The 13481-nt window shown below is 33.2% G+C and carries 12 protein-coding genes; 7 read left to right on the forward strand and 5 right to left on the reverse strand.

Going from position 1 to position 13481, the window contains the following annotated elements:
• Nucleotides 1-2: 2 nt before the first annotated feature.
• The gene (locus tag AC1DVP_RS02085) at nucleotides 3-533 is read right to left on the reverse strand and encodes an ORF6N domain-containing protein (RefSeq protein ID WP_477181901.1); all 531 of its coding nucleotides are present in this window, start codon (nucleotides 531-533) and stop codon (nucleotides 3-5) included.
• A 40-nt stretch (nucleotides 534-573) separates the two neighbouring features.
• Nucleotides 574-1884 (reverse strand): phenylacetate--CoA ligase family protein, encoded by a 1311-nt coding sequence (locus AC1DVP_RS02090; RefSeq protein WP_477181902.1) that lies wholly within the window; start codon nucleotides 1882-1884, stop codon nucleotides 574-576.
• Nucleotides 1885-2020: 136 nt separating this feature from the next.
• Here AC1DVP_RS02090 and purD point away from each other — a divergent pair, with 136 nt between their 5' ends.
• Nucleotides 2021-3295: a phosphoribosylamine--glycine ligase gene (gene purD / locus AC1DVP_RS02095; protein WP_477181903.1), complete on the forward strand. Its 1275-nt coding sequence runs from the start codon at nucleotides 2021-2023 to the stop codon at nucleotides 3293-3295.
• A gap of 68 nt (nucleotides 3296-3363) precedes the next feature.
• On the opposite strand, the gene AC1DVP_RS02100 is transcribed toward purD, so the two are convergent.
• Complete coding sequence (locus tag AC1DVP_RS02100; protein ID WP_477181904.1) at nucleotides 3364-3594, reverse strand: DUF6341 family protein; 231 nt, start codon at nucleotides 3592-3594, stop codon at nucleotides 3364-3366.
• A gap of 145 nt (nucleotides 3595-3739) precedes the next feature.
• Here AC1DVP_RS02100 and AC1DVP_RS02105 point away from each other — a divergent pair, with 145 nt between their 5' ends.
• On the forward strand, nucleotides 3740-4669 hold the full coding sequence (locus tag AC1DVP_RS02105; RefSeq protein ID WP_477181905.1) for a DUF6427 family protein: 930 nt from the start codon (nucleotides 3740-3742) through the stop codon (nucleotides 4667-4669).
• Here the strand turns inward: AC1DVP_RS02105 and upp are convergent.
• Nucleotides 4664-5317, reverse strand: a complete 654-nt coding sequence (gene upp / locus AC1DVP_RS02110; protein WP_477181906.1) for a uracil phosphoribosyltransferase — start codon at nucleotides 5315-5317, stop codon at nucleotides 4664-4666. The two genes, AC1DVP_RS02105 and upp, sit on opposite strands and share 6 nt — an antisense overlap.
• A gap of 88 nt (nucleotides 5318-5405) precedes the next feature.
• Here upp and AC1DVP_RS02115 point away from each other — a divergent pair, with 88 nt between their 5' ends.
• Together AC1DVP_RS02115 and AC1DVP_RS02120 are read left to right on the forward strand one after the other, a co-directional pair.
• Complete coding sequence (locus AC1DVP_RS02115; protein ID WP_477181907.1) at nucleotides 5406-6011, forward strand: DUF4254 domain-containing protein; 606 nt, start codon at nucleotides 5406-5408, stop codon at nucleotides 6009-6011.
• A gap of 281 nt (nucleotides 6012-6292) precedes the next feature.
• Nucleotides 6293-7294: a glycosyltransferase family 9 protein gene (locus tag AC1DVP_RS02120; protein WP_477181908.1), complete on the forward strand. Its 1002-nt coding sequence runs from the start codon at nucleotides 6293-6295 to the stop codon at nucleotides 7292-7294.
• 77 nt (nucleotides 7295-7371) lie between these two features.
• On the opposite strand, the gene AC1DVP_RS02125 is transcribed toward AC1DVP_RS02120, so the two are convergent.
• Entirely contained in the window at nucleotides 7372-8424 is a 1053-nt protein-coding gene (locus tag AC1DVP_RS02125; protein ID WP_477181909.1) for a 2Fe-2S iron-sulfur cluster-binding protein, read from the reverse strand.
• Nucleotides 8425-8560: 136 nt separating this feature from the next.
• On the opposite strand from AC1DVP_RS02125, the gene AC1DVP_RS02130 reads away from it, so the two are divergent.
• The 3 genes from AC1DVP_RS02130 to porW all read left to right on the forward strand — a co-directional run bounded on the left by AC1DVP_RS02130 (nucleotide 8561) and on the right by porW (nucleotide 13479).
• A complete protein-coding gene (locus AC1DVP_RS02130; protein ID WP_477181910.1) occupies nucleotides 8561-10024 on the forward strand; it encodes a DUF5687 family protein in 1464 nt (487 codons plus the stop codon).
• A gap of 47 nt (nucleotides 10025-10071) precedes the next feature.
• Entirely contained in the window at nucleotides 10072-10767 is a 696-nt protein-coding gene (locus AC1DVP_RS02135; RefSeq protein ID WP_477181911.1) for an ABC transporter ATP-binding protein, read from the forward strand.
• Nucleotides 10768-10905: 138 nt separating this feature from the next.
• Entirely contained in the window at nucleotides 10906-13479 is a 2574-nt protein-coding gene (porW, locus tag AC1DVP_RS02140; RefSeq protein WP_477182156.1) for a type IX secretion system periplasmic lipoprotein PorW/SprE, read from the forward strand.
• Nucleotides 13480-13481 lie beyond the last annotated feature (2 nt).

Consider the following 13481-nt stretch of genomic DNA (forward strand, 5'->3'; position numbering starts at 1 on the left):
GATTATTTTTTGTAACCAATTTTTGTTCTAGGCTTTTCACTCTCTTTTTTCTCCGTTAATTCATCCAGATAAGAAAAAACCAATTCAATATTCTTATCATGGTTTTCCAATTTTTTCTGAATCTGAAGTATATCGATTTTTATTTCTGTATTGTCCAAAAGCATTTGTCTCACTTTTGTAAAAATGCGCATGATTTGGATATTGGTTTGAATTGCTTTATCGCTTTTTAGAACACTTGATAACATTAAAACGCCATGTTCGGTAAAAACAGAAGGCAAATATTTTTGATGTTGACCTCTTCCGTTCTTTAAGGTCGCAAATTGCGACCTTAAAGAATTAAATTCTAATTCAGTTAATTCAAACATAAAATCTCCTGGAAAACGGGAGATGTTCCTTTTAACTGCTTCGTTTAATCTTTTGGTTTCCACACCATATAGTAATGCCAAATCACTGTCTAGCATCACTTTTTGGTTGCGGATAAAGTATATTTTGTTTGAAATAGTTTCTTCTGAAAGTAAAGATTTGTCGCTCATTATTTTTGATTTAAACGACTAATATACGATTTTATTTACATCACAAAAGAGAAGTAAATTGCTTCAATTTACCACGATTGCTTCTTTCCAAGGTGTTTTTCCGGTTAAAGGTGAAGTGTAAATTCGGTTCCAAATACAAAGCAACAGCTTGATTTATCTTTTCGATTTGATTATTATTCAATTCAAATCCACTTACATAATCTACTTCAAAACGATCAATTTGAGTTTGTTTAATTATAAATTCTTTTATATTTCCATCGTCTTCAATGATGCTTTTGGTCACATAATAAAAAGTCAATCCTGGTGATTTTTTTCCGCTTGGTAAAATAGCCACATCATTGGTTCTTCCGATTAGTTTTTTGAGAATGGGTTTTTTCAAAGTGCTTTTTTTGTCTAAAATTCCAATGTCGCCAATATCATATCGAATAAAAGGATGTGCTTTATTGAAAAGAGAAGTAATCACAATTCGTCCAGAAGTTCCGTTCGGCATCGCCTGATTATTGTCATCCAAAATTTCTACAAACAACGTTTCCGAATTCACCTGCCATTCCCCGTCTGGATTTTGAAAAGCGATTAAATCCAATTCTGAAGCTCCATATTCATTGACAATAGGAATATCAAATTGTTTTTCCAATAATAGTTTGTCTTCTTCAAAAAGCATTTCGGAGGTGACCATACACACTTTTAACGATGGACAGATTTGTTTTAAAATAATATTTTTTTTCTGCAAAAATTTAGCAAACAAAACTATCGATGAGGTATAGCCGTTGATATAATCGAATTTCTTGGTTTTAAAGTTTTTCAAAAAACCTTCCAAAACTTCATCGGATAAATTGAATATAGAAAATCGATACCGATGGCTTAAAAAATCCTTAAACCGTTCTTTTTTGTTTCCAATAAAATCCATCGAAATTCCATAAAATCGAGCTTGAAAGGAAGAATTAAAATCAATTCCATACCAGCCAAAACGATATATATTGGATGCCCAAGTCAAAGCGTGGCAAAATTTATCTTTAGCAAATACAAAAGGATGTCCGCTGGAACCAGATGTTTTATTGAGGTATACTGATTTTTCACTGTAACCCAAAGAAAGCCTTTCAGCTAAGGGCTTCTGTAAGTTTGTTTTATTCAAAATGGGTAAATCAGACCAGTTTTTAAAAGTATCTGTTTGCGCTAATTCTTTGTAAAAAGTATTATTACTTAAATGAAAATTGACAATTTCAGCCTTTTTCTGTTCAATAAAATCACTAAAACTTTCTTCTGGAACAGCAATAATTTTTTGCAGTTCGGCTTTGGCTTCCTTCATGGGGAAACCATTAATTTTTAGTGTTAAGTCGAATAGTTTGAACATTAGAAGGGAATAAATTTCTTCAAAAATAATATTTAGCTTCCACTATTGAGGATTAAACGGTAACTTTTTGGGATATAATTATTTTTTACGTTCAAAACGAATTATTTTTGCACCACAACTTTTATAAAACAACACCATGAATATTTTACTATTAGGATCTGGAGGAAGAGAACATGCTTTTGCGTGGAAAATGATTCAAAGTCCGCTTTGTGACACCCTTTTTGTAGCACCAGGAAATGCGGGTACTGCTCAAATTGCTAAAAACATAGACATTAGTGCTACTGATTTTGAAGCTATAAAAGTATTGGTTATCAAAGAAAATATCGAAATGGTAGTTGTGGGCCCAGAAGATCCTTTGGTAAAAGGGATTTATGACTTTTTCTTAAACGATCAGGATTTAAAAAATATTCCGGTAATAGGACCTTCAAAATTGGGGGCAACATTAGAAGGAAGTAAAGAGTTTGCCAAAGAATTTTTGATGAAACACAGAATTCCAACGGCTGCTTACGATAGTTTTACAGCTGCCACGGTTGAAAAAGGATGTAAGTTTCTGGAAACATTACAGCCTCCTTATGTATTGAAAGCAGATGGTCTAGCGGCAGGAAAAGGCGTTTTGATTATTCAGGATTTGGCAGAAGCTCAGGCTGAATTGAGAAACATGTTAGTTGGTCAAAAATTTGGCGAAGCCAGTTCCAAAGTAGTTATCGAAGAATTTCTTGACGGAATAGAATTGAGCTGTTTTGTATTGACTGATGGTAAAAGCTACAAAATTTTGCCAACTGCCAAAGATTACAAACGTATTGGTGAAGGAGATACCGGTTTGAACACAGGTGGAATGGGAGCGGTTTCTCCAGTTCCTTATGTGGATGCCGTTTTGATGGAAAAAATCGAAACCCGCATCGTAAAACCAACAATTGAAGGTTTTCAAAAAGATGGAATCGCATATAAAGGCTTTGTTTTTATTGGACTAATCAACGTCAATAATGAGCCAATTGTTATTGAATATAATGTGAGAATGGGAGATCCAGAAACTGAAGTGGTTGTTCCAAGATTAAAATCAGACTTAGTGGAATTATTTTTGGCTGTGGCCAATGAAAAACTAGACGAATTCAATCTGGAAGTGGATGAAAGAAGCGCCACTACTGTTATGATTGTATCTGGCGGATATCCTGAAGATTTTGAAAAAGGGAAAGTAATCACGGGACTTGAAAAAGTTACAGATTCTATCGTTTTTCATGCTGGAACCAAATTGGACAATGGTAATGTGGTAAGCAACGGAGGAAGAGTTATGGCTATTACTTCTTACGGAGATAATTTTCAAGAAGCTTTGACTAAATCATACCAAAATGTAGACCAAATACATTTTGACAAAATGAATTTCAGAAAAGATATTGGATTCGATTTAATCTAAAAACAAAAAAACACGAATTGAACTTATTATTTTGTTCAATTCGTGTTTCAATTTTAGTTGGATTCTATTTAGTCCAAGAAAGAATGTGCTGTTGTGTCTTGAAACTCTTCACCATTTTCTTTATGTAATTTTAATTGTTTAATCCAATAAACAATAGCAACTGCACAAATAATCATAAAGATCCAGTTGATAGTATTGGCACCAAACCAAGATTTAAGTTCTAATGAACGTAAAAAGTCTAAAGGAGCGAATAAAATGTTTACAAATAAATATTGTATTCCTTCAAAAAATGATGTCATAATGTATCTCTTTAATTTTTTATTATTTTATTTTTCGGAATTTTGAACATCAAAAAATAGAATTCGTTAGAATCTTTTTTAATCTTGCCTAATTCCTTTTTAAACAAGTATTATATTTACAGTCACAAAAGTATAAAATATCCTTATGATAACAAGTGTTTTTAAAAAATCTACGCCATTTAATTTTTCTTTGGTTGTTATTTTAATGCTGGTTTTCTTTTTTCTATATCAAATCCAAGATTCTGCTTGGACTAATTCTGTTATTCCTATTCTTCAAAAAACGGGTTTATTTCTGATTTTATTTGCAACTGTTTTTCTAAATAGTTTTATTTCAAAAAAAAACGGATTGAGCAGGGACAGTACTTACACGGCTTTTTTTACTTTTTTACTTCTAATTTTTTTTCCAGACTTATTTAACGATCCCAATTTAATTATATCCAATTTTTTTGTTCTGTTAGCCATTAGAAGACTAGTTTCTTTGCAGACTCTTAAAGAATCCAAAGAGAAACTTTTTGATGCTTCATTATGGATTTTCATGGCATCTTTATTTCAGTTTTGGAGTATTTTATATATTCTTTTGGTATTTATATCGGTTATATTTCATGTTTCCAGAGATTATAGAAACTGGGTTATTCCATTTATAGCTCTTTTTGCAGTATCGATTTTGTTTGTTGCCTGTTCTTTGATTTTTAACATTAACAGTATTGCATTTTTAAAAGAGAGCAGTAAAATAGATTTAAGTCTTGATTATTTTACCAATAATTATCAAAACGCAGCTTTTTCGATATACATTACGGTGGCATTATTTTTTGTAATCTCAACGCTTTCAACTTTATCAAGCAGACCTTTGGTATTGCTTTCTTCTTATAAAAAAGTCATAGCTTCATTTTTTATCGGAATCTTAGTTTTTGTTTTATCTGCCAATAAAAGCAATGAAACATTAGTATTTACTTTTGCTCCATTGGCAATAATGGCGACAACTCATATTGAAATATCGCAGCCCAAACTGAAAGAAGAAATTGTGATATTTGTGCTTTTAGCCTGCAGTTTATTTGCCTTTTTTTCTCAGTTATAATTTTGTTCCATAAGATAAATCTCCTGCATCTCCCAGTCCCGGGACAATATAGCTTTTATCATTAAGTTTTTCATCGAGAGATGCAATCCAAAGATGGCACGTATCAGGTAAATTTTGTTCCAGATACGCAACGCCTTCAGGAGCAGCAATAATTACAGCAATATGAATTTCTTTCGGAGTTCCTCTTTCCATTAGTTTATTAAAAACCGAAACTATAGATTGTCCTGTGGCTAGCATTGGGTCAACCAACAAAATATTTTTTCCGTTGATGTCGGCAATAGCTTCATATTCAACACGAATATCAAAATAATCATCATTATTCGGATGATGTCTGTAAGCTGAAATAAAACCATTTTCAGCATCGTCAAAATAGTTAAGGAATCCCTGATGCAAGGTTAGCCCTGCTCTTAAAATAGAACACAGAACCAATTGATCTGCGATTTCAGCAGTTTGCTTAACCCCCAGCGGGGTGGGAATTTCTACCGTTTTGTAATGCAAAGACTGACTCAACTCATATGCCATAATCTCGCCAATACGCTCAATATTTCTGCGAAAGCGCATACTGTCTTTTTGAACATCTATATTCCGAATTTGGCTTAAAAAATGATTTAGCACACTGTTTTTTTTCGATAAATAATGAATTTCCATAGATTTACTATTAGGAATTTAATTTGTAGCGTTTTTTTATACTATCAAAAGTATAAAAAGTATCTTTGTGTTTCTAAAATCATAAGATATGTTTTCAAAATTAGCTTATTCAGTATTTGAGCAAAGTATAAAAGATTATCATCAATTTGATAATGTAGACCAACCTATAAACAATCCTTTTCCAAAAGATAAATTCGAGCATTTGTTGTATTTGAAAAATTGGATTGACACCGTACAATGGCATTTTGAAGATATCATTCGTGACCCGAATATTGACCCAGTTGCCGCGTTGACCCTGAAAAGGAGAATCGATGCTTCTAATCAAGAGCGTACTGATATGGTAGAATATATTGACAGCTATTTTCTTCAAAAATACAGTAATGTTGCGGTAAAGAACGATGCAAAAATCAATTCCGAAAGTCCGGCTTGGGCTTTTGACAGATTGTCTATTTTAGCCTTGAAAATTTATCATATGAACGAAGAAGCCACTCGTGCCGAAGCATCACAAGATCATAGAGACAAATGCCAGGCCAAATTGAACATCCTTTTGGAACAAAGAAGTGATTTGTCAGCAGCAATCGAAGATTTATTGACTGACATCGAAAATGGTGACAAATTCATGAAAGTGTACAAACAAATGAAAATGTACAACGACGATGAATTGAATCCTGTTTTGTATCAAAGTAAAAAATAGTTTTTGGAGCTATTTACTTAGTCAGTTCACTACGTTCGTGTCCAGCTTTCCATTACAATTCCTCACAAAAAAAGTATAGTTTCTAATGTTCTAAAAAGAGCTTCCGCTGGTCGCTTTTTTAGAACAGGAAACTTTACTTTTTTTGTTCTGGGATTTTCATTTCAAACGAAGTTCACTGAACTCCAATGTAAATAAAAGTTAAGTGAAGTAATCTGGGCTAAGAACCTAACCAAGAATAAAAGATTTTTAATTTGTCAAAAACAATCAAACATATAGCCGTCATGAGACTTTCCGCAATGGGAGATGTCGCTATGACGATTCCTGTTTTACGTGCTTTTGTAAATCAGTATCCGGAAGTAAAAATCACGGTAGTTTCCAGACCTTTTTTTAAGCCTTTCTTCGAAGGGATTCCAAATCTCTCTTTTTTTGCTTTTGATGAAAAAGAAAGACACAAAGGATTCTTCGGATTGTTGCGTTTGTTTCAAGATTTAAAAACACTGCAGATTGATGCCTTTGCCGATTCGCACAATGTTTTGCGTTCTAAAGTAGTGCGGACACTTTTCGCCTTGAGCGGAAAAAAAACTGCATCTGTTGATAAAGGAAGAGAAGAGAAAAAAGCCTTAACCCGTCCCGAAAATAAAATCTTCAAACCGTTGGCCACAATGTTCGACAGACACGTAAAAGTGTTTGAAGAACTAGGTTTTTCTGTAGATTTATCGAATCCAATATTTCCTAAAAAAACAATTTTAGATCAGGAAATAATTGATATAATTGGAGAAAACAATCAAAAATTAATTGGGATAGCACCTTTTGCTCAATACGATTCCAAAGTTTATCCACTAGATTTAATGAAGGAAGTAATAGATATTTTAGCATTAGACAAAAGCAATACAATCTTGCTTTTTGGTGGCGGAAAAAAAGAAATCGAAGTTTTAAATACGCTAAGTTCTGGAAAAGCGAATGTCATCAATATGGCAGGAAAAATCAAGTTTCCTCAGGAATTGCAACTCATCAGCAATCTGGATGTAATGCTTTCTATGGATTCAGGGAATGCTCATATTGCTGCGATGCTGGGAGTGAAAGTAATTACGCTTTGGGGCGCTACACATCCGTATGCTGGTTTTTCTCCTTTCAATCAACCCTTGGAAAACGCTTTGGTTTCCAATAGGAGTTTGTACCCAAAATTACCAACTTCCGTTTACGGAAATAAAAAGGTGGAGGGTTATGAAGATGCGATGCGGACGATTCTTGTGGAGGAAATAGTTTCAAAAATTCAGTCTTAGTATTAAAAAAAACAATAAAAAAATTCCAACTATATACAATTGGAATTTGGGAATTTAAATATTGGATTTCCTTTTAATTAAACATCGTCATAATCCACTCGAATAGTTGGTGTAGTAGGGTGTGCTTGACATGTTAGAATTAAGCCTTCTTCAATTTCGCTGTCGGTAAGGATAGAATTTTTCTTCATTAATGCCGCTCCTGAAGTTACACGAGCCAAACAACTGCTGCAGATTCCGCCTTGACAGGAATAGGGCGCATCGATTCCTTGCTTTAGGGATGCTTCAAGAATGGTTTGTTTTTGTGACATTTCGAAAGTTGTCTCATCATCATCGACCAAAACGGTGATTTTAGAATGTCCAACTAAGGCTTCCTGAATGGTATTTTCATGTGAAGAGGTTTTAAAAAGCTCAAATTTTATAGCCGAATCTCTCACATTTTTTTCTTTTAAAACACTCGAAACGGTATTGATCATATCTTCAGGTCCGCACAAATAGAATTTTTCAAAATCCAATGCGGCGTGTTTATTGTTTAAGGCAAAATTTACCACAGATTTGTCAATTCTGCCGAACAAAGCATTTTCAACATTGACTTGACTATACACATAATGAATAAATAAGCGGCCTACATACTGCAATTGTAAATCGTGCAATTCTTGATGAAAAATAGTTTGTTCCGGTGTTTTGTTTCCATAAACCAAGACAAATGAACTTTTAGGCTCATTTTTCAAAACCGATTTTATGATGGATAAAACAGGGGTGATTCCGCTGCCTGCTACAAAAGCGATATAATTTTTTTGGCGGTCAATTTCTGGTTCAAAAATAAATTTCCCTTCTGGTTTTCCTACTTCAAGCACATCGCCGGCTTTTAATTTGCTGTTAGCAAATTGAGAAAAAGCGCCATCTTTTACGGCTTTTACCGCAATTCGTAATTCACCGCTGCCAGGCGCGGAACAGATGGAATAGGCACGACGGATTTCGGTATTATCTAATGTCAAACGTAAATTTATGTATTGACCAGCAATAAAAGTATAATTGGATTTTAATTCTTCGGGTACATTAAAAAGTATGGAAACGGCATCTTTGGTTTCGCGTTTTACTTCTTTTACAATTAATTTAAGAAAATTTGGCATGAGACTGTTTTTTTGCAAAAGTAATAAAACTATTTAGGATTGAAAGAATTTGATGCTATTCAAGATAGTTTTCATTATTTTTCTGTAACGTTTTCCTACTATAAACTACTTACTCACAAAACCAAACAAAAAAACCATGATTGCAAAATTTATTTATCTGGAGTGGAAATCCTTTACGAGATCTGCTTCGTTCGCTTCGAGTTTGGCCTTGAAAATTCTAATGGGTTTTCTGGTTCTTTATTTTACGGTTCTTTTTTTAGCAATGGGAGTAGGTGCTTTTTATATTCTTAGAGAAATGAAACTGGATCCATTGGTTACAGTAAACAAGTTCTTGATTTATTATTTTGTAATGGATTTGATCGTGCGCCTTTTGCTGCAGGCAATACCGGTAATGAATATTCGTCCATTACTGATCATGCCTTTTAAGCGGCAAACAATTGTGCATTTCTCTTTAGGGAAAACAGCACTTTCTTTTTTTAATTTGGTTCATGCCTTTTTTTTTCTTCCCTTTTCTGCTGTTTTAATTTATGAGGGTTTCGATATACTTAGTGTACTGTTATGGCTTACAGCTCTTTATTCCATTGTGCTTGTCAATAATTTTCTGAATATTTTATTGAACAACAAAGACAGCTTATTGGGAATTTTTATTGCGGTAGCAGCAGTATTGGCGGGTTGTCAATATTATAAAGTCTTTGATATTACGGTTTACGTTTATCCTTTTTTTGAAGCGTTATTTCATACCAAATGGGCTTTTGCCATTCCTGTTTTGGTTTTGTTGGGATTATATTATTGGACTTATAATTATTTAAAAGGGGATTTGTACCTGGATGCGGGATTATCTGTCAAAAACGATATTGCGAAAACGGAGAATCTGACTTGGTTAAATCAATTTGGAACTTTAGGAACATTCTTAAAAAACGATATTAAATTAATCAAAAGGAATAAGCGCTCCAAAACGACAGTTGGTATGAGTGTGATGTTTTTGTTTTATGGATTAATATTTTTTAACAGTCATTCAAATCAACCGCCAGTGATGCAGATTTTTGCAGGCATATTTGTTTCTGGAGGATTTTTATTCACTTTTGGGCAGTTTGTTCCTAGCTGGGACAGCTCCTATTACCAGTTGATGATGACGCAAAATATTCCGTATCGGGGTTATTTGAATTCAAAATGGTGGCTAATTGTTATTGGCACTGTTATTTCGACAATTTTGGCTTCTTTCTATTTGTACTTTGGATGGCATACATATCTAACAATTGTGGCTGGTGCTGTTTATAATATTGGCGTGAATTCACACTTAGTATTATTAGGCGGTGCTTTTACAAAAACACCAATTGATTTATCAATGACAAAAGGGGCTTTTGGAGACAAAAAATCATTTAATGTAAACACGATGCTGCTTTCATTGCCTAAATTACTTTTACCCTTATTTTTATATTGGTTGGGATCTTATATAATGAATCCGAAACTAGGATTGGCTTTTGTTGCTCTTGCGGGTGTGTTAGGATTTATGTTCAGAAACATTGTTTTTTCATTAATTGAAAAAATTTATAAAAAGGAGAAATACAAAACCATTGAAGCCTACAAGCAAAAAAGTTAATTTAACATATTGGCCGAATCAAAAAATCAACGATTAAACTTTAAAAAATGATACAAGTAAATAACCTTTCCAAAGAATATAACGGAACTACCGTATTGAATATAGAATCATTAGAAATTCCAAAGGGGCAAAGCTTTGGTTTAGTAGGCAATAACGGAGCTGGGAAAACCACTTTTTTCAGTTTGTTATTGGACTTAATCCATCCTACAACAGGAAGTATTTTAAACAACGGAATTCAAGTGAATGTCAGTGAGGGCTGGAAACCTTTTACAGCTTCTTTTCTGGATGAAAGTTTTTTGATAGGGTATTTAACTCCTGAGGAATACTTTTATTTTATTGGAGATTTGAGAGGACAAAACAAAGCCGATGTTGATGCTTTATTGGTTCAGCATGAAGAGTTTTTCAATGGTGAAATTCTAAAAAATAAAAAGTATTTACGTGATTTATCCAAAGGAAACCAAAAGAAAGTTGGAATTATCGCGACTTTAATAGGGAATCCCGAAGTCATTATTTTGGATGAACCTTTTGCTAATTTGGATCCGACGACTGTAAACAGATTAAAAAAAATCATCAAAGAATTAGCAGGAAATCCAAATGTTACCGTATTGGTTTCCAGTCATGATTTGCTTCACACTGTTGAGGTTTGTGATAGAATTGTTGCTTTGAATAAAGGCGAATTGGTCAAAGATATGTTTACGTCCAAAGAAACCCTTCAAGAATTGGAATTGTTTTTTGCGGTTTAAATTTATATATTTCAAAAAGAAACGTATTTTTACAAGTCATTATACTAAAATACTTTTTAGAAAGTTTAATGATTTAAACGTTTTCCCTTGAACAGCAATATATCGAAATACATTTTAGCTTTAACTTTCATATCTTTCTTGATAGCCTGTTCTACCAAGAAGGATACTTTTTTGGCTAGAAATTCCCATGCTTTGAGTACAAAACTTAATATATTGTACAATGGGCAAATTGCTTTAGACAAAGGTGTTAAAGGAATAAATGACAACACCGCCGAAAATTTCTGGAAACGGTTGCCGGTCGAGAAAATGCAGATTAGGGATGATGTGCCAATGGACGGAAAATCCAAAAATGCCGATTTTGAACTTGCCGAAGCAAAGGCCACAAAAGCCATTCAAAAACATTCGATGAATATTGGCGGACACGAAAAAAATTATCAAATAGACGAGGCGTACTTATTGCTTGGAAAATCAAGATATTATGATCAGCGGTTTATTCCGGCCTTAGACGCATTCAATTACATTCTTTATAAATATCCCAACAGCAGCAATATTTATGATGCCAAAATTTGGCGTGAAAAAACTAATGTCCGTTTAGGAAATGAAGTTGTGGCTATTAAGAATACTTCAAGACTCATTAAGGATAATGAATTAAGCAAACAGGAATTTGCTAATGCCAATGCTATTTTAGCTAGTGCTTTTTTGAATTTGGAAGAAAAAGACAGTGCTGTAGTAAAGCTAAAACTGGCTAATGAATATACCAAAATTCACGAAGAAAGAGAACGTTATGCTTTTTTATTGGGTCAGCTGTATGAAGAAGCAGGCAAAAAAGACAGCGCCATTTATTTCTATCAGACAGTCATCGACATGAATAGAAAAGCCGAAAGAAAATTCGTGATTCAGGCTTACGCCAAAAAAGCACAACTTTCAGATTATAAAGATGCCGACTATGATTTATTTGTCAAAAAATCTAAAAAGATTATAAAAGACAGAGAAAACAGACCGTACTTGGATGTGATTTATCATAGTATCGGAATTTTTTATGAGCATCATAATGAAAAAGATATGGCATTAGATTTTTATAATGCTTCTTTGAAAGCCAAGTCCCAAGATGTTTATTTGAATGCTTCCAATTATAGAAATATAGGAAACTTATATTTTAAGCATACCGAGTATCTCAGCGCTGCCAAAAATTATGATAAATGTTTGGAATTATTGGATCCTAAAACCAGAGAGTTTCTTCAGATTTCAAAAATCAGAAAAAATCTGGACGAAGCTATTATTAATGAAACAATCGCCAGCCGTAATGACAGTATTATTTATGTAGCTAATTTGAAAGAGCCTGAACAGGTTGTTTACTATGAGAACTATATCCAAAAATTAAAAAACAGTGACGAACTTAAAAAGTTGCTTGAAGAGAAACAAAAAAAGATAGAAAAAAATATTTTGTTAAATGGAGCAATAAGCAGTCCTGATGCTGCAATTCCTAATCCAAACGGGCAATCACTAAATCCTCCTGCAGATATCCCAAATACTCCAACTTCAATTGGCAACACGTTCTATTTTTATAATCCCAATACGGTGGCTTATGGAAAATTGGAGTTCAGGAAAATTTGGGGAAACAGGATCCAAAACACTTATTGGAGATTTTCATCAGGAACAAATTCGGGAGCAAATCCAACAGCGAATGTTACAGGAGCAATTACTGATACCGCGCCAAATGATAAATTGGCAGTCCCTATAGCTGTGAATGAGAAATACACGACTGATTATTATCTGAAACAATTGCCAAAGTCGCAAAAAGCGATTGACAGTATCAGCAAAGAAAGAAACGCAGTTTATTATGAATTAGGAGTTATTTATAAAGAGAAATTCAAAGAATACGATTTGGCTTCCAATAGATTGGAACAGTTACTGTTGTACAAACCTGAAGAAAAATTAATTCTCCCTGCTAAATATAATTTGTATAAAATATATGAAATTACCAATCCTGCAAAAGCAGAAACGATTAAAAAAGAAATTATAAGTCAATATCCCAATTCTAGATATGCACAAATTATTGCCAATTCAAATTCAAGCGAAGGGTCTGATATAGGAACTCCAGAGGGTGAGTATGATAATTTATACCGACAGTTCAAGCAAGAATATTTTACATTAGTTTTGCAGCGCGTTGATGGTTTAATCAGCAATTTTGCAGGTGAAGCCATTGTCCCCAAATTTGAATTGCTAAAGGCAAACACTATAGGTAAGTTATATGGATTGACAGCTTATAAAAAAGCAATACAATACGTTGCCGATAATTATTCAAACAATGAAGAAGGAAAAGAAGCTATAGAAATTCTTAAAACCCAAATTCCGCTTTTGGAACAAATGAAATTTAGTACAGCAGATTCTAAAAACTGGAAAGTTGTTTTTAAAATTGATAAGAATGATACTAAAACAGAAACAGCCATTGAAAGTAAAGTGATTTTGTTTTTTGCCAATGAAAATGTTGAGAGGCTGAGATACACTTGCGATTCGTATACAGAAAAAGAAAGTTTTATTTCAATTCAAGGCATACATTCAGAATCGTATGCACAATTTGTTGCCGCTCTTTTTGCAGAGAATGAGAAATATAAAATTAGCCAGCCAGGAATTATCATTTCAAATGAAAATTATAAAATAGTCCAAATCAAGAAAAATTTCGAAGAATATCTTTCATTAAAAAAACTGTAATT

Source organism: Flavobacterium sp. P3_A6 (assembly GCF_056403035.1).

Excerpts from the sequence above, each read along its gene's own strand:
- AC1DVP_RS02085 (WP_477181901.1), bottom strand. The coding sequence starts at position 533 with ATGAGCGACAAATCTTTACTTTCAGAAGAAACTATTTCAAACAAAATA.
- AC1DVP_RS02090 (WP_477181902.1), bottom strand. The coding sequence starts at position 1,884 with ATGTTCAAACTATTCGACTTAACACTAAAAATTAATGGTTTCCCCATG.
- purD (WP_477181903.1), top strand. The coding sequence starts at position 2,021 with ATGAATATTTTACTATTAGGATCTGGAGGAAGAGAACATGCTTTTGCG.
- AC1DVP_RS02100 (WP_477181904.1), bottom strand. The coding sequence starts at position 3,594 with ATGACATCATTTTTTGAAGGAATACAATATTTATTTGTAAACATTTTA.
- AC1DVP_RS02105 (WP_477181905.1), top strand. The coding sequence starts at position 3,740 with ATGATAACAAGTGTTTTTAAAAAATCTACGCCATTTAATTTTTCTTTG.
- upp (WP_477181906.1), bottom strand. The coding sequence starts at position 5,317 with ATGGAAATTCATTATTTATCGAAAAAAAACAGTGTGCTAAATCATTTT.
- AC1DVP_RS02115 (WP_477181907.1), top strand. The coding sequence starts at position 5,406 with ATGTTTTCAAAATTAGCTTATTCAGTATTTGAGCAAAGTATAAAAGAT.
- AC1DVP_RS02120 (WP_477181908.1), top strand. The coding sequence starts at position 6,293 with ATGAGACTTTCCGCAATGGGAGATGTCGCTATGACGATTCCTGTTTTA.
- AC1DVP_RS02125 (WP_477181909.1), bottom strand. The coding sequence starts at position 8,424 with ATGCCAAATTTTCTTAAATTAATTGTAAAAGAAGTAAAACGCGAAACC.
- AC1DVP_RS02130 (WP_477181910.1), top strand. The coding sequence starts at position 8,561 with ATGATTGCAAAATTTATTTATCTGGAGTGGAAATCCTTTACGAGATCT.
- AC1DVP_RS02135 (WP_477181911.1), top strand. The coding sequence starts at position 10,072 with ATGATACAAGTAAATAACCTTTCCAAAGAATATAACGGAACTACCGTA.